The organism is Falcatimonas sp. MSJ-15, from assembly GCF_018918265.1.
In the GTDB taxonomy this organism is placed as follows: Bacteria; Bacillota; Clostridia; order Lachnospirales; family Lachnospiraceae; genus Falcatimonas.
On sequence record NZ_JAHLQC010000006.1, the window covers coordinates 167,511 to 186,002 of the forward strand.

Annotated in this window: 12 protein-coding genes; 10 read left to right on the plus strand and 2 right to left on the minus strand. The window is 34.0% G+C overall.

Translation table 11 applies throughout. The annotated features are described in order from the left end of the window. Positions 1-81 precede the first annotated feature (81 nt). The gene (locus KQI85_RS06420; protein ID WP_216575259.1) at positions 82-1,143 is read right to left on the minus strand and encodes an SGNH/GDSL hydrolase family protein; all 1,062 of its coding nucleotides are present in this window, start codon (positions 1,141-1,143) and stop codon (positions 82-84) included. A 490-nt stretch (positions 1,144-1,633) separates the two neighbouring features. Here KQI85_RS06420 and rbr point away from each other — a divergent pair, with 490 nt between their 5' ends. Next, positions 1,634-2,173 (plus strand): rubrerythrin, encoded by a 540-nt coding sequence (gene rbr / locus KQI85_RS06425; protein ID WP_216575260.1) that lies wholly within the window; start codon positions 1,634-1,636, stop codon positions 2,171-2,173. Between the two features lie 395 nt (positions 2,174-2,568). Further along, on the plus strand, positions 2,569-3,378 hold the full coding sequence (locus KQI85_RS06430) for a CAP domain-containing protein (RefSeq protein WP_216575261.1): 810 nt from the start codon (positions 2,569-2,571) through the stop codon (positions 3,376-3,378). Positions 3,379-4,226: 848 nt separating this feature from the next. Here the strand turns inward: KQI85_RS06430 and KQI85_RS06435 are convergent. Beyond that, on the minus strand, positions 4,227-5,831 hold the full coding sequence (locus KQI85_RS06435) for a CTP synthase (RefSeq protein ID WP_216575262.1): 1,605 nt from the start codon (positions 5,829-5,831) through the stop codon (positions 4,227-4,229). Between the two features lie 220 nt (positions 5,832-6,051). On the opposite strand from KQI85_RS06435, the gene ftsH reads away from it, so the two are divergent. From ftsH to KQI85_RS06475, 8 genes are all read left to right on the plus strand, one after another. After that, positions 6,052-8,043 carry an ATP-dependent zinc metalloprotease FtsH gene (gene ftsH, locus KQI85_RS06440; RefSeq protein WP_216575263.1) on the plus strand — a complete coding sequence of 664 codons (1,992 nt, stop codon included), beginning with the start codon at positions 6,052-6,054 and terminating at the stop codon, positions 8,041-8,043. A 160-nt stretch (positions 8,044-8,203) separates the two neighbouring features. Then, positions 8,204-10,060 (plus strand): excinuclease ABC subunit UvrC, encoded by a 1,857-nt coding sequence (gene uvrC, locus KQI85_RS06445; RefSeq protein ID WP_216575291.1) that lies wholly within the window; start codon positions 8,204-8,206, stop codon positions 10,058-10,060. Positions 10,061-10,145: 85 nt separating this feature from the next. Beyond that, complete coding sequence (gene hprK, locus KQI85_RS06450) at positions 10,146-11,084, plus strand: HPr(Ser) kinase/phosphatase (protein WP_216575264.1); 939 nt, start codon at positions 10,146-10,148, stop codon at positions 11,082-11,084. 28 nt (positions 11,085-11,112) lie between these two features. Continuing rightward, entirely contained in the window at positions 11,113-12,048 is a 936-nt protein-coding gene (locus tag KQI85_RS06455; RefSeq protein WP_216575265.1) for an ROK family glucokinase, read from the plus strand. 23 nt (positions 12,049-12,071) lie between these two features. Next, the gene (gene murB, locus KQI85_RS06460; protein ID WP_216575266.1) at positions 12,072-12,974 is read left to right on the plus strand and encodes a UDP-N-acetylmuramate dehydrogenase; all 903 of its coding nucleotides are present in this window, start codon (positions 12,072-12,074) and stop codon (positions 12,972-12,974) included. 108 nt (positions 12,975-13,082) lie between these two features. Next, entirely contained in the window at positions 13,083-13,955 is an 873-nt protein-coding gene (gene rapZ, locus KQI85_RS06465) for an RNase adapter RapZ (RefSeq protein ID WP_216575267.1), read from the plus strand. A 15-nt stretch (positions 13,956-13,970) separates the two neighbouring features. After that, positions 13,971-14,921 (plus strand): DNA-binding protein WhiA, encoded by a 951-nt coding sequence (gene whiA / locus KQI85_RS06470; RefSeq protein ID WP_216575268.1) that lies wholly within the window; start codon positions 13,971-13,973, stop codon positions 14,919-14,921. A 34-nt stretch (positions 14,922-14,955) separates the two neighbouring features. After that, positions 14,956-18,441, plus strand: coding sequence for a DNA polymerase III subunit alpha (locus KQI85_RS06475; RefSeq protein ID WP_216575269.1), 3,486 nt, complete (start codon positions 14,956-14,958; stop codon positions 18,439-18,441). Positions 18,442-18,492 lie beyond the last annotated feature (51 nt).

Consider the following 18,492-nt stretch of genomic DNA (forward strand, 5'->3'; position numbering starts at 1 on the left):
TAAGCATTGTTATGAATTAGTGGCAAATTCCATAGGCAAGTCTACATATTATCTTCTTATGCATCCTGGGATATATGTCTTTCATAATTCGTGAATACGCAGTCCTATGATACGATTGCTTATCGTAGTTGCAAGTCTTTCGTGAGCTGCACGTCCTGGATGTTCTCTTGAACCAAAATCATCTTCACTTATTGGTTCGATAGGAAGGTAGTATACTTTTTTATCATTAGTTTCTCTGATATAGTCAGCAATACCATCACTTATAACAGATTCAAGTGAATCATCTAATATACCATATGCCCATAGTATAGAAGCATTAGGCTGATTTTTTCTTACCATTGCAATAAAATCACTTACAGCATGAGTAAGATTGTTAATTCGTTCCATATCAAAACTACCATTCATTGCGGTAAAATCGTTAGTGCCAAGATTAATTACTACATAATCAGCAGGGAATGATGAAAAATCATATTTTTCCTGGCTACCATTTTGGACATTGCGTTCATCAGTTAATGGTGGACATACATATTCATATATTGCAGGAACTCGATTATCAGTTATATTATCCCATGATGACATAACACCCCAGCCACTTTGTGAGATTATATTAAAGTCTGCATCAAGCATATCTGCAGTCAGTTTGGCATAATTGCCATCGATATCAAAATACATAGGAAGCCATTCCATATCTTCTTTTGCACCACAAAGTCCTTCGCCTGAAGTGATGCTGTCACCTATAAATTCTATTTTAAATACAGCTTCATTAATAGGAAGAAATTCACCATCTGAATCAAAACCTGTGATTGCGAGATAATTAACAGGATCACAACCAAAAGCCTGTGTTGCTTTAAGAATTTTTACATTTTTAATACTAGAAGAATCCATGCCTCTGAATATACAGATTCTTTCATGGCAGTTATCAATCATTCTACGCTGGATAAGAGCGTTATTAATATATATACATATATAGTTTTCATTAGTAGAAAAACTACTATCAAATTCAACATAAAGTTCGCTGCCTTTAACATTAAGTTCAACACCACTTCCGGTATAAAATAGCGGATAACAATGTGTTATGGCAGATTTGCCGGCGTTTCTGCCAAGTAGTTTAATGTGTTCAATTTCGTCAAATAAGTATTTCATATATATCCTCCACCAAAACTGTGATGACACATATAATCCAGTTAGTGTATTTGAGTAAAGAAGAAGTTATATATACTTCTTCATATAAATATTGAATGAAGTAAATTATAATAGTTAGGAAACTCTATCTTAAAATAGAGTGTTTTTAACGGCTTTTTTTACATTCATTTTGTGTCATCAAAAATTATTACAGTACTTAGAATAGCAGATAAATAGTAATCTGCAAAGACCTAAATTAAAAAAATAGTTTTTTGATATAAAAAAATATATAGGAAACTCGAGGACCAGATACGTTACTGTTATGTAGTATCTAAAGACATATATATGTGTATAAAAATATAAAATAAGCAGAAAATATTAATATGTTTTAGCATATATTCGATTAATAAGTAGATGCAAAATTTACAATGTTTGTGAAACTGATAGTCACAGATCAGTTTTTAGAAGTTCCCAAATATAAAAGTGTAAATTAATATGGAGGTAATATAGTATGAAGGATATTAGTGGAAGTAAGACGGAAAATAATCTTAGAGCTGCATTTTCAGGTGAATCACAGGCGAGAAATAAGTATACTTATTTTGCGTCAAAAGCAAGAAAAGACGGTTATGTGCAGATAGCAGAGATATTTGAAGAAACAGCAGAGAATGAAAAAGAACATGCTAAGATATGGTATAAACTTTTAAATGGTGGTATTAATGACACAAAAGAGAATCTAAAAAATGCTGCCAGTGGAGAGAACTTTGAGTTCACAGATATGTATGCTACCTTTGCAAGGGAGGCTAGAATGGAAGGCTTTGATGAGATTGCTGAGTTGTTTGAAGACGTAGCTAAGATAGAAGAAGAACATGAAAAACGTTTCCTAAAACTTCTTGATAATATTGAAAAGAAAGTTGTGTTTAGTAAAGATGAGGAAACTGTTTGGCAATGTAGTAATTGTGGACATATATGTATTGGCAAGGAAGCACCTGAAATATGCCCGGTTTGTGCACATCCTCAGAGCTATTTTAGAGTAAAAGCAGAAAACTATTAGTACAAAAGCACTAGGTATAGGTTTTGAGATGGTTTTGACAAAACCTATCGAAAAAAATAAATTTCAAAAAATTTGAATATACTAAAAGATAAAAAAGAGTGTCGGCTAGGGTGAAAAATGAAAGCCAAAATGGCTCTAAAGCCCATAAAATGGGCATGGAAACTAATTCATCCAAAACCGACACGTTTATGTGCGAAACTAACAGAAAAAAAATTGTTTCTTGAAAAAGTGGCATAAATCGGTCCTTTTTCATCAAAAAATAGGAAAGTAGTAATAGGTTTTTTTTAAAACTAGGACTTAATACCTATTGAGTTTGGAAACTAAAATTGATATAAATGTATTGTAAGTAATAAATAACAAAAATAAATTGCCTAAGAGTTTGGAGACAGATAATTATGAGACATAGTAATAAGAAAATATTAGCAGGTATCCTTGGTTTAACATTATTATTATCAACAACAGGATGTAGCGCAAAGATTACATCAAGAGATGCTGTTGAAGCTAACAGCCAGGTATATGAAGCATTTGACGTAAACTTAAAAGATGACGCAGAGATTGTTAGTCATGACATTCAGGTTGTGGCAGCAGCACCAGATGAAGTAGAAACTGTTCTTGTAACAGAAGCCCCTACACCATTAACTACTGAAGCACAGACAGAGGCTCAGACAGAACCACAGACAGAAGCCCCTACACCTGTAGCTACTGAGCCACAGACAGAAGCAGAGACTGAGCCTGAACCAATAGCTGTAGCAGAGCCTGAAGCAGTTAATGCAGCACCTTCTTATAATGATTTATATTCTCAGGGAAGTGCACTAGCAGGACAGAACAGCTCAATGATTAATGAAGTATATAATCTTACTAATTCAGTAAGAGCTAATGCCGGAAAGTGGTCATTATCACTTGACAGTGAACTTACTAATATAGCTTGTGCAAGAGCGTATGAGATAGCAAGTAATAATTGCTTTTCACATACAAGACCAGATGGAAGATCATGTTTCTCAATTCTTGATGATTACAGTGTAGTATATATGTGTGCTGGAGAGAATTTAGCATACGGTCAGGAATCACCACAGGAAGTAGTTGACGCATGGGTTGCATCATCAGGTCATTACAATACAATGATTGGTGATTATAATAAGATTGGTATCGGTGTATGTGTTGCAGGAGATGGAACAATATATTGGGTACAGTGTTTTACAAACTAATAATACAGGCAGTATTATAATATATAAAAAGTTGTAGTATGAATGAATACAACAGGTAATATGTCGATAGACATAGATTTAAGATAATGATAAATTACATATTTTGTTAATGATATAAATTAGAAGAAAGTGTCATGGGTGATTCGAAAGAGAACGCTCATGGCATTTTATTTTTTAAAAGGATACGTTTAAAAATCTCACTAGCTACTCTGTGAGCTACGCCAGGATTAATATGTATCAACAAAAACACGCTTGCGCTAAGTGTCCATCGTAACGGTACTAAGTTCGCCATACATCTTAGATGTATAGCTTACTAAGTGCCGACGATTACCACATTGTTTTCTTTTGATACATATTAATTCGTGCGTAGCTAATATACGTTTTTCAGAGATTTTTAAACGAATTATCGGCATACGATATACGATTATACGGAATATCATTATTTTATTATATCTTGCAAGTGTTATAGACGTGGTATTTTGGTTTTAATGATAGAATTTTTAGCACTTTAAATAGATATTATTATGTGAATACCATGCGAAAACGTAGCTGCGAAACTCATCGAAACGAAAATTGGATTACCGGAGTATATATGGCATCAAAAGAAAACATTGTGGTAATCGTCGGCACTTAGTGCGTTGGAAGGCAAAGACTTCCAACAAACTTAGTACCGCTACGATGGACACTTAGCGAGAGCGTGTTTTTGTTGATGCCATATATACTCCGGTAATCTTAGATATCTATATATGAGTTTCGCATAAGTACATATTAAAAAAAATCCATCCGTATAAGTAAACTTATGCGAATGGATTTTTGCTTATTTAAGAAGAATATTGTATGAGATACAATTATTTTTTATTCTTTAATGCCGCTTCAATGAATCCTTTGAATAATGGATGTGGGCGGTTAGGTCTTGATTTAAGTTCTGGATGAGCCTGTGTTGCAAGGAACCAAGGATGATCTTTTAACTCAATCATCTCAACAATTCTTCCATCAGGTGACATACCTGATAACATCATTCCGTTAGATGTAAGAAGAGATCTATAATCATTATTTACTTCATATCTGTGACGATGTCTCTCATGAATCTCTTCTGAGCCATATAATGCGTATGCCTTAGAATCTTTAGAGAGAATACAAGGATATGAACCAAGTCTTAATGTACCACCGATATCGTCTATACCTTCCTGTTCTGGCATAAGGTGAATTACAGGATGTGTTGTATCTGGCTTAAGTTCAACACTGTGTGCATCACTATAACCAATTACATCTCTTGCGAATTCAACAATTGCAAGCTGCATACCAAGACATAGACCAAGGAATGGTACGTTGTTTTCACGAGCATATTTGATAGCAGTGATCTTACCTTCAATACCTCTGTCGCCAAAACCACCAGGAACAAGAATACCTGATACGTCTGACAGCATCTCACCTACGTTATCATTATTAAGGAGTTCTGAATCTATCCATTTAATTTCAACATCAGCTGAATTAGCAACACCACCATGTTTGAGTGCTTCAACAACACTGATATAAGCATCATGGAGCTGAATATATTTACCAACAAGTGCAACTTTTACAGTTGTCTTTGGATGTTTCCATGCATCACACATAGCTCTCCATTCAGTAAGATCTGGTTCAGGACAATCAAGATTAAGACATTCACAAGCAACCTGTGCAAGATGTTCTTCTTCCATTGCTAGTGGTGCTTCATAGAGAATATCTACATCAAGATTCTGCAATACATGTGAACTTGGAACATTACAGAATAATGCAATTTTTTCTTTTAACTGCTTGTCAACAGGATGTTCAGAACGACATACTATAATATCTGGCTGAATACCCATACCCTGAAGCTCTTTAACACTTGCCTGAGTAGGTTTAGTCTTCATCTCACCTGATGATTTAAGGTAAGGAATAAGTGTTACATGAATAAGAATTGCATTTTCTCTTCCGATGTCATGCTGGAATTGTCTGATTGATTCAAGAAATGGCTGGCTTTCGATATCTCCGACTGTACCACCAACCTCAATAATTGCTATCTGTGTTTCGTCAGTTGTATAATTACGATAAAAACGGCTCTTAATTTCATTAGTGATGTGAGGAATTACCTGAACAGTACCTCCACCGAAATCACCTCTACGTTCTTTTTGTAATACTGACCAGTAGATTTTACCAGTTGTAACATTGGAGTTCTTATTAAGACTCTCGTCGATGAATCTTTCATAATGTCCAAGGTCTAAGTCAGTCTCAGCACCATCATCAGTTACGAAAACCTCACCGTGCTGAATTGGATTCATTGTACCCGGGTCAATGTTAATGTATGGGTCGAATTTCTGCATAGTAACTTTATAACCTCTGGCTTTTAAAAGTCTTCCAAGTGAGGCTGCAGTTATTCCTTTTCCTAAACCGGAAACAACACCGCCTGTTACAAATACATATTTTACTGGCATAAAAAATTTCCTCCTTAATTATTAATTCACTAATTCACCATTATACAACGTAAATCGAAATAATTCTACTACTATTTAACCAAAATAAAAAAAACATTTTTTATATTTGTGAACAGTTTAGAAAATTATATTTTTTTCATATTATAAATATTGATTTTAAATGGAAGGACATTTATAATAGAAAGGAGACGATTTTTATCGCTAACTTAAGGAGGACATTATGGAAAATCCAAACGAAAATAATAATTCAAATGGCGGGCCAAAAGGACCTAAGTTGTCACAAACTATAATGGTTCTTATAACAGCAGCTATACTTGTATTTGTATGTATGAGCTGTGTTAATTCTATGCTGGAGAATTCAACTTCAGATGAGATTCGATATGATAAATTTATTAGTATGGTAAAAGAAGGCTCAATTGATTATGTTGAATTTGATGGTAGCAGAATATATGTTATTCCTAAGGAACAGGGGATTCCTGGTGTAACACTCAAATATTATACAGGTGTTATTAATCATGATGAACTAGTTGATATACTTCTTGAGAATAATGTTGGTATTAAAGTTGACACTGATAATCAGAATTCAGCTATAATGGACTTCATATTTATATATGTTCTTCCATTTTTGATATTTTATATACTTATAAGCTTCCTTTTCAAACGTATATCAAAAGGCGGCGGTGGTATGATGGGTGTAGGAAAGAGTACTGCCAAAGTATATGTTGAAAAACAGACAGGTGTAACATTCAAAGATGTTGCAGGTCAGGATGAAGCTAAAGAGTCAGTTACAGAGATTGTAGATTTTCTTCATAATCCTGGTAAGTATACTAAGATTGGTGCAAAACTTCCAAAAGGAGCACTTCTTGTTGGACCACCGGGAACTGGTAAGACACTTCTTGCAAAAGCTGTTGCAGGAGAAGCGAAAGTACCATTTTTCTCATTATCAGGTTCTGATTTTGTAGAGATGTTCGTTGGTGTCGGTGCATCACGAGTTAGAGATTTGTTTAAACAGGCACAACAGTCAGCACCATGTATTATATTTATCGATGAGATAGATGCTATTGGTAAATCAAGAGATTCAAGATATGGCGGCGGCAATGATGAGCGAGAACAGACACTTAACCAGCTTCTATCAGAGATGGACGGATTTGATACTTCAAAAGGACTTTTAGTACTCGCTGCGACTAACAGACCAGAAGTACTTGACCAGGCACTTTTAAGACCAGGACGTTTTGACAGAAGAATTATAGTTGACAAACCTGATCTTAAAGGAAGAGTTGATATTCTTAAAGTACATGCAAAAGATGTTCTTATGGACAGTACAGTTGATCTTGAAGCGATAGCACTTGCAACATCGGGTGCAGTAGGTTCAGATCTTGCCAATATAATTAATGAAGCTGCAATTAATGCTGTAAAAGAAGGTAGAAGTGTGGTAACACAAAAAGACCTATTTGAGTCGGTAGAAGTTGTTGTTGCAGGTAAAGAGAAGAAAGACAGAATCCTTAATAAGGAAGAAAAACGTATTGTTGCATATCATGAAGTTGGGCATGCACTTGTTACAGCTCTTAAGAAAGAGGCAGAGCCAGTTCAAAAGATTACTATTGTTCCAAGAACTATGGGCTCCCTTGGATATGTAATGCAAGTACCAGAAGAAGAGAAGTATCTTATGTCAAAAGATGAACTTCATACAAGACTTGTTACACTTCTTGGAGGACGAGCTTCAGAAGAAATTGTATTTAACTCGATAACAACAGGTGCATCTAATGATATTGAAAAAGCAACTAAGATTGCAAGAGCAATGATTGCACAGTATGGTATGTCAGATAAATTTGGACTTATGAGTCTTGAGACAGTAGAGAATCAGTATCTTGGCGGAAGTACAAGACTTAATTGTGCAGATACAACAGCCGCACAGATAGATGAAGAAGTAAAAGTACTTCTAAAGGATTGTTATGAAGAAGCTAAGTCACTTCTTAGAGATAACAGAGAGATACTTGATAAGATTGCTGATTATCTATATGAAAAAGAGACAATTACAGGCAAACAGTTTATGGAGATACTTAATAAGATTAAGAATCCAGAGACAGAAGAGACTAATATAGAAGAAGCAATTGATGATACTAATACTGAAAGTGAAGTTACAGATAGCAATATACAGACAGAAGCAACGAAAGATGAACATAAGTTGTCATTAACAAAAGAAGAAAAGTAAAATGTAATGAAATAGATTTTTACTAAAAATTTTAAGGTTTGATTTAATGGTACAATATAATATTTTATGAGTTTAGAGACTCCTCCTGAATAACAATTTTGGGAGGAGTTTCGTGAATATAAATATTAAAAATAAAAATTATGAAAGAGAGAATGTTGAAGTGTTTAATATAGAAGAGGAACTTAAAAAATTGCCGGATAAACCGGGTGTATATATTATGCATGGTGAAGATGATGAAATTATCTATGTTGGCAAAGCAGTTGTGCTTAAAAATAGAGTAAGACAATATTTTCAAAATAGTAGGAATCATACTAATAAGATAAAAAAGATGGTATCGCATATACGAAGATTTGAATATATTATAACTGATTCTGAACTTGAGGCACTTGTGCTTGAATGTAATCTTATTAAGGAACACAGACCAAGATATAATACAATGTTAAAAGATGATAAAGCATATCCTTTTATAAGAGTTACAGTTAATGAAGCATATCCAAGAATACAGTTTTCAAGAACGATGAAAAAGGACAAAAGTAAATATTTTGGTCCATATACAAGCGTTAATGCAGTCAAAGATACAATAGAACTTTTAAGAAAAATATATCATATAAGAAGCTGTAACAGAGTACTTCCAAGAGATTGTGGCAAGGACAGACCATGTCTGTATCATCATATTCATCAATGTGATGCACCATGCCAGAATTATATTTCAAAGGAAGAATATAATAAGAATGTGGAAGGCGTGCTTGATTTCCTTAGCGGTAAATATGCTGATGTTCTTAATATGCTTGAAAAGAAGATGTATGAAGCATCTGAACTTATGGAATTTGAAAAAGCAGCGGAGTATAGAGATCTCATAAATAGTGTTAAGCAGGTAGCACAGAAACAGAAGATCACAGATTCACAGATGTTAGACAGAGACATCATTGCATGTGCAAAAGATTATGAAGATGCAGTAATTCAGGTGTTTTTTGTAAGAGATGGAAGACTTATAGGAAGAGAACATTTTCATATTGAGATAGGGGCTAATGATACAAGAACACAGATTATACAAGAATTTATTAAGCAGTATTATAGCGGAACACCATTCATACCTAAAGAACTTATGATTCAGGAAGAGATTGAAGAAAAAGATATTATATCATCGTGGCTTACTGAAAAGAGAGGACAGAAAGTTAGTATAAGAGTGCCTAAAATAGGTGAAAAAGAAAAACTTGTAGAACTTGCATATAAGAATGCAGCGATGGTTCTTGATCAGGATAAAGAGAGAATAAAGAGAGAAGAACTAAAGACGACAGGAGCAATGAATGAGATAAAGGAACTTCTTGGTATTGATAGTGCATATAGAATGGAAGCCTATGATATATCCAATATTAGCGGATTTGATTCAGTAGGCTCAATGATTGTATATGAAGGTGGAAGACCAAAACGTAATGATTATAGAAAGTTTAAGATAAAATGGGTAAAAGGTGCGAATGATTATAAGAGTATGGAAGAAGTTCTTACAAGAAGATTTAGTCATGGACTTAATGAGATTGAAGAACTTAAAAAGAAGGGAATGGATACAACAGATGGCAGTTTTACAAGGTTTCCTGATATTATTATGATGGATGGTGGACGAGGTCAGGTTAACGTTGCATTAAAAGTTCTTGAAGAGCTTAAGATTAATATACCGGTATGTGGTATGGTTAAGGACGATAACCATAGGACAAGAGGACTTTATTATAATAATATTGAGATACCGATAGATACAAGGAGTGAAGCATTTAAACTTATAACAAGAATTCAGGATGAAGCACACAGATTTGCTATTGAATTCCATAAGGATTTGAGAAGTAAGGGACAGATACATTCTGTGCTTGATGATATTGAAGGAATAGGACCGACAAGAAGAAAGGCTCTTCTTAGAAAATTCAAGACAGTTGAGAATATAAGAGATGCGTCACTTACAGACCTTATTAATACTGAATATATGAATGAAAATGCTGCAAATAATGTATATAATTTCTTTCATTGATGCAAATAATGTGATACAATTAATTAAATGGACCAGGTGTATAATAAAGTGTTTATTGCCTGAATAAATATAAAGGAGAAAAACTATGGATAGCGTAAAAGTTTCAAGTATAATTGAAAAAATGAACCTTTTAAACCTTACTCCGGATATATCAACAGATGATATTCTTGTAACACATCCTGATATTAACAGACCGGCATTACAGCTCGCTGATTTTTATGATTATTTTGACAGAGAGCGTGTACAGATAATAGGATATGTAGAGAATGCATATCTTAACTCACTAGACAGAGAGACAAGAATACAAAGATATAAGAGATTATTTGAAAGCAAGATACCATGTCTTGTATTTTGTCGTGGAATACAGCCGGAAGAAGAAGTTATAGAGATAGCGAATGAGTGTGGTGTTCCACTTTTAAAGAGTGAGGCATCTACATCTTCTTTTATGGCAGAGATTATTAGATGGCTCAAAGTTCAGCTTGCACCAACAATCTCAATTCATGGTGTACTTGTTGACGTATATGGTGAAGGTGTACTTATTATGGGTGAGAGTGGTATAGGTAAGAGTGAAGCTGCACTTGAACTTATAAAGAGAGGACACAGACTTGTTACAGATGATGTTGTACAGATTAGCAAAGTAAGTGATGAGACACTTGTAGGTACAGCACCGGATATAACAAGACATTTCATTGAACTTAGAGGAATTGGAATTATTAATGTTAAAACTCTGTTTGGTGTTGAAAGTGTTAAAGAGACCCAGACAATTGATATGGTTATAAAACTTGAAGATTGGAATAAGGACAAAGAATATGATAGATTCGGCCTTACAGAAGAATATACAGAAATCCTTGGTAACAAGATTGTATGTCATTCAATACCTATAAGACCGGGACGTAATCTTGCGATTATTGTAGAATCAGCAGCAGTTAACTACAGACAGAAAAAGATGGGTTATAATGCAGCACAGGAACTATATAACAGAGTTCAGAATAATCTCAATAAGAGAATGGAAGAAGAAAAATAAGAAAGAATAAAAAGGAGAAATTTTGGTAATGGAAAAATTATGTTTTGGAGTTGATGTTGGAGGCACAACTATTAAGATGGGACTATTTACAACAGAAGGAAAACTTGTTGATAAATGGGAAATAGTTACAAGAAAAGAAGATAATGGAAGTCATATTCCAGATGATATAACTCTTAGCATCAATAACAAAATACAGGAGAAAAATATTGACAGAAGTAATGTAAGTGGTATAGGAATTGGTGTACCAGGACCTGTAAAAGAAGATGGCACAGTATTAAAATGTGTTAATCTTGGATGGGGAATAATTAATATATCACAGATATTACATGAAAAGACAGGCTTTAATATAAAGGCAGGTAATGATGCTAATGTTGCTGCACTTGGTGAGATGTGGCAAGGTGGTGGAAAAGGCTACAAAAACCTTGTTATGATAACTCTTGGAACAGGAGTTGGTGGTGGAATTATTCTTAATGAGAATATTTTAACCGGAGTTAATGGAGCAGCAGGTGAGATTGGACATATGCCAGTAGTATATGATGAGACAGAGACATGTGGATGTGGTAAAAAAGGATGTCTTGAACAGGTAGCATCTGCAACAGGTATTGTAAAAGAAGCAAAGAAGATTCTTACAAGTACAGATGAACCATCATCATTAAAAAATATGGAAAATATATCAGCAAAGAATATATTTGATGAAGCTAAAAAAGGTGATAAACTGGCATGCGAAGCAGTAGACAGATTATGTACATACCTTGGAATAGCATCAGCTCATATTGCATGTGTAGTAGATCCTGAAGTATTTGTAATCGGCGGTGGAGTATCAAAAGCCGGTGAGATACTTACAGAAAATATTCAGAAGAAATATGTAGAAAAAGCATTTCCAGCCTGCCGTGAAGCAAAATTCGAACTTGCAAAACTTGGTAATGATGCTGGAATATATGGCGCAGCAAAGCTTGTATTATAGTAACTGATTATAGTGAGGAATTTATGGGAAAATTAATAGAACAGCTTGTAGACATATCAGGCGAACAGAATGTTTTACAAAATGAGCCAATGAAGAGACATACAACTTTTAGAATTGGCGGTCCATGTGATATATTTATAAAACCTGGAAGTATTGAAGAAATTAGACAGATTATAGAAGTGGTTAAGGAGAACAAAGTACCATATTATGTTGTCGGTAACGGAAGCAATCTTTTAGTATCTGATGACGGATACAGAGGAGTTATTATTAATCTTTTTAATAACTTTTCAGACATTACAGTAGAAGGTAATACAATAACAGCATCAGCAGGTGCACTTCTTGGAAAGATTGGATATACAGCATTAAAGAACAGTTTAACAGGCTTCGAATTTGCAACAGGAATTCCGGGAACACTTGGTGGTGCTGTTGTGATGAACGCAGGTGCTTATGGCGGAGAGATGAAAGATGTATTAAGTGAAGTTACAGTACTTACAAAAGAAGGTGAACTACTTACACTTAAAGCTGATGAACTGGAACTTGGATATAGAACAAGTATAATAGCTAAGAAAGATTATATAGTTCTTGAAGGCAAGATACAGCTTAAGCCTGGAGAACCTGACAAGATAAAGGCAGTTATAGATGATCTTGCTTTTAGAAGAAGAGATAAACAGCCGCTTGAATATCCAAGTGCAGGAAGTACATTTAAAAGACCGAAAGATAATTTTGCAGGAAAACTGATAATGGATGCAGGTCTTAGAGGATATACATCAGGTGGAGCTATGGTATCGGATAAGCATTGTGGATTTGTAATTAACAAAGGCGATGCAACATGTGAAGATGTGATAAAACTTACAGACCATGTAAAAGAAGAAGTTAAGAATCAGTTTGGCATAGAATTAGAACTTGAAGTTAAAAAACTGATATAATATATGACAGCGCAGCATCTTATTGACTATTATATATGACAGTAGATATGTCTTATATAAATTAAAAGCTAAGATGCTGTGCTGTATACTCATAAGGAGGAACAGAACATGAGATTTGTGATAATTACTGGAATGTCAGGTGCTGGAAAGAGTACCACATTAAAATTTTTGGAAGATGCAGGATATTATTGTGTTGATAATATGCCAATTGCACTTATAACTAAGTTTGCAGACCTTGCAAATACACAGCAGTCAGATATAACTAAGGTAGCAGTTGGAGTTGATATAAGAAGTGGAGAATCTCTTCCAGAATTGGAGTCAGTACTAGAACAGTTTAAAGCAAAAAGTTTCCCATGTGAGATACTGTTTCTTGAGGCAACAGATGAAGTACTTGTTAAGAGATACAAAGAAACAAGGCGTGCACATCCACTTGCAGGAGCAGACAGAGTAGATAAAGGAATAAGTGAAGAAAGAAAAAAACTTGAATTCTTAAAGAAACAGGCAGACTATATTCTTGATACAAGTCAGCTTCTTACAAGAGAACTCAAGATAGAGATAGAGAAGATATTTGTTAATAATGAACAGTTTAACAGTCTGTATGTTACAATACTTTCATTTGGATTTAAGTATGGAATACCGAGTGATTCGGATCTTGTATTTGATGTACGATTTTTACCAAATCCGTACTATATCCCTGAATTAAAGGCTCTTACTGGTAATGATAAAGCCATTCAGGATTATGTAATGGGATTTGATGCGGCACATGAATTCCTTAATAAACTTACAGATATGGTTAATTTCCTTATACCTAATTATATAGCTGAAGGAAAGAACAGGTTGGTTATAAGTATTGGATGTACTGGTGGAAAACATCGTTCAGTTACCCTGGCGAACGAGTTATACAGACAGCTAAGTGATAAAGATTATGGATTAAAAGTTGAGCACAGGGATATATTAAAAGATTCATTAAGAAAAAAGTAGTTATGAGGTGTTTAGATGTCGTTCTCAAGTGAAGCAAAAGACGAGATGTCTAGGGTTATTAATAGTGGCAGGCATTGTCAGATAGCAGAAATAGCGGCCATAATAAGTTTGTGTGGTAATGTTCATATATCAAAAGATGATAAATATATGATAAGAGTGCATACAGAAAATGTTGCTGTTGCGAGAAAATTTTTCCTTTTAATTAAGAAGACTTTCAATATTAATACAGAGATTTCAATAAAAAGAAATACTTATCTTAAGAAAAGTATTACATATACAATTACTATTAAGAATAATGATGATGCACTAAAGATTCTTCATACAACACATCTTATGGATGAAGATATGGAGATTGGTGAGGAGATGTCACTTGTTAATAATATTATTATTCACAATACATGCTGTAAGAGAGCTTTTATAAGAGGAGCATTCCTTGCTACAGGCTCGATAAGTGATCCAGAGAAATTCTATCATTTTGAGATAGTATGTCCTACGGAGGATAAAGCGAGACAGTTACAGGGCATAATTAATACATTTGATATAGATTCTAAGATAGTTAAGCGTAAGAAACATTATATTGTATATGTAAAAGAAGGTGCACAGATAGTAGACTTACTCAATGTAATGGAAGCACATGTAGCACTTATGAAACTAGAGAATATAAGAATACTTAAAGAGATGCGTAATAGTGTTAATAGAAAAGTTAATTGCGAAACAGCGAATATCAATAAGACAGTTTCGGCAGCTGTAAAACAGTTAGAAGATATAAAAATAGTGAGTGAAAAGATTGGATTTGATAATATCAATGAGAATCTTGCTGAGATAGCAAAAGTCAGGCTTGATAATCCTGATGCAACACTTAAAGAACTTGGCGAACTTTTAGATCCGCCTGTAGGTAAATCTGGAGTTAATCACAGGCTTAGAAAACTTAGTGATCTTGCAGATACATTAAGAGACAGGGACTAATAGAAGATTGAAAAAATAATATAAGGAGGTAGAAATGGAATTTACACATTTGCATGTTCATACAGAGTATAGTCTGTTAGATGGTTCAAGCAAGATAAAAGAGATAGTAAAACGTGCAAAAGAACTTGGGATGGATAGTCTTGCGATTACTGATCATGGTGTAATGTATGGTGTAATTGAGTTTTATAAAGCAGCTAAAGAAGAAGGCATAAAACCAATAATTGGATGTGAAGTATATGTTGCACCTGGTTCAAGATTTGATAAAGAAGTGTCACATGGAGATGACAGATATTATCATCTTGTTCTTCTCGCAGAGAATGATACAGGATATAGCAATCTTATGAAAATCGTATCCAAGGGATTTATAGATGGCTTCTATTACAAGCCACGAGTTGATTATGAAGTATTAAGACAATATAGTGAAGGTATTATCTGCCTTAGTGCATGTCTTGCAGGTGAAGTGCAAAGATATCTTGCAAGAGGTATGTATGAAGAAGGCATGAAAGCTGCACTTAAATATCAGGAGATATTTGGCGAGGGTAACTATTTTCTCGAGATGCAGGATCATGGAATACCAGATCAGAAGCTTGTTAATCAACAACTTTTAAGACTCAGCAAAGAGACAGGAATAAAACTTGTAGTAACTAATGATGTTCATTATACTTTTGCAGATGATGCACAGGCACATGATATATTATTGTGTATTCAGACAGGTAAGACTGTTGCAGATGAAGACAGAATGAGATATGAAGGTGGGCAGTATTATCTAAAATCACCTGAAGAGATGGAAAGTCTTTTTCCTTATGCAAAGGAAGCTTTAAAGAATACACATGACATAGCGGATAGGTGTAATGTAAATATTGAATTTGGTGTTACAAAACTTCCTAAATATGAAGTGCCAGAAGGTTATGATTCATGGACATATCTTAATTATCTATGTGATAAAGGATTTAAAAAGAGATATCCGGATGAACCATTAGAACTTAGAGAAAGACTTAAGTATGAACTTGATACGATTAAGACAATGGGATATGTTGATTACTTTTTGATAGTATGGGATTTTATTAATTTTGCTAAAGAACATAATATAATGGTAGGTCCGGGACGAGGTTCAGCAGCAGGAAGTATAGTATCATATTGTCTTGAGATAACTAATATAGATCCTATAAGATACAGCTTAATCTTTGAACGATTCCTTAATCCGGAACGAGTATCTATGCCCGATATTGACGTTGACTTTTGTTATGTCAACAGACAAAGAGTAATAGATTATGTTGTTGAAAAATATGGTAAAGACAGAGTTGTACAGATTGTAACATTTGGTACAATGGCAGCAAAAGGTGTTATAAGAGATGTTGGACGAGCACTTGATTTTCCATATAGTTTGAGAGATTCTATAGCAAAGATGATACCATTTGAACTTGGAATGACAATAGAAAAGGCATTAAAGATTAATCCTGAACTTAGAGGACTATATGAGAGTGATGAACAGGTAAAATATCTTATTGATATGTCAATGAGACTTGAAGGGCTTCCAAGACATACATCAATGCATGCAGCAGGTGTAGTAATAAGTCAGAAATCAGTAGATGAATATGTTCCATTATCAAGATCATCAGATGGATCAGTTACAACACAATATGTAATGACAGAACTTGAAGAGCTTGGACTTCTTAAGATGGATTTCCTTGGACTTAGAACACTTACAGTAATTCAGGATGCACAGAAACTTATTAATAAAAGAGAAGATTCTAAAGATTTTTCAATAGATAATATAGATTATGATGATGAAAAAGTATTTGAACTTATTGGAAGTGGCAAGACAGAAGGTGTATTCCAGCTTGAAAGTCAGGGTATGAAGAACTTCATGAAAGAATTAAAGCCACATAATCTTGAAGATGTAATAGCCGGAATATCGCTATATAGGCCGGGTCCTATGGATTTTATCCCACAATATCTAAAAGGTAAGAAAGATCCTGACAGTATAGTATATGACTGTCCACAATTAGAGCCAATATTAAAGCCAACGCATGGATGTATTGTATATCAGGAGCAGGTAATGCAGATAGTACGAGATCTTGCAGGATATACACTTGGTCGAAGCGATCTTGTACGAAGAGCAATGGCGAAGAAGAAAAGTGCTGTTATGGAGAAAGAGAGACAGAACTTTGTATATGGTAATGAGGAAGAGAATGTTCCAGGATGTATAAGCAGTGGAATAGATGAGAAAACAGCCAATAAGATATATGATGAGATGATAGACTTTGCAAAATATGCGTTTAATAAGTCACATGCGGCAGGATATGCAGTTGTATCATATCAGACAGCATATTTAAAATATCATTATCCTGTGGAATTCATGGCAGCATTAATGACATCAGTGCTTGATAATGCATCAAAAGTATCAGAATATATAATGACATGCAGGAGTATGGGAATATCAATACTTCCGCCGGATATTAATGAAGGAGAAAGTGAATTCTCTGTAGATAATGGTGGAATAAGATATGGACTATCTGCAATTAAGAATCTTGGCAGACCTGTAATAGAAGCTATAGTACATGAACGCAATGATAGAGGAAGATTCAAAGATATTAATGACTTTATAGAGAGAATGAGTGGTAAAGAAGTTAATAAGCGAACAATGGAGAGCTTTATAAAAGCAGGAGCATTTGACAGTTTTAATGCTAACAGACGACAAATGATGATGGTATATTCAGGAATAATGGATAATATAGCAAGCAATCGTAAGAAAAACTTTGCAGGTCAGATGTCATTATTTGATATAGCAGATGAAGAGACAAAGCAGGATTTTGAGATAAAACTGCCTAATGTGTCAGAATATAGCAAGTCAGAGATACTTTCATTTGAAAAGGAAGTGCTTGGCGTATATGTAAGCGGACATCCGTTAGAAGAATATGCAGGTCTTATTGAGAAAAATGTAACAGCATATACAAAAGATTTTGTAATAGATGAGGATACAGGTATAGCAAAAGTTGTCGATAAAAGTTATGCAGTTATAGGTGGAATGATAACAGGTAAAAAAGTCAAAACTACAAAAAGTGGTAAGATGATGGCATTTGTAACTATAGAAGATCTTTATGGTACAATGGAAGTTATTATTTTTCCAAAAGATTACGAAATTAATTCAAAGCTTCTTATAGAAGACAGTAAAGTTTTTATATGTGGAAGAGTATCTATTGGTGATGAAGATATGGGAAGAGTAATATGTGAAAAAATTATCCCATTCGAAAAAGTACCAAGAGAATGTTGGATTCGCTTTGAAAATAAACAAGAATATATGGATAAATGCGATAAAATCGACGAAATAATTCGTGAATCAGATGGCAATGATTCGATCGTAATTTATTTGAATACAGAAAAAGCAAAGAAAAAATATCCAATAAGCAAAAACTTTATGGCAACACCAATAATTATCGAAAAACTATCGAATATATTTGGTGAAAAAAATGTCAAACTTATCGAAAAGACTATTGAAAAAGATGTTAAAATGCATTAAAATAAGTGTATGTGAAAAAAAAGACAAATTCTACAAGTTATGTTGGAGGTA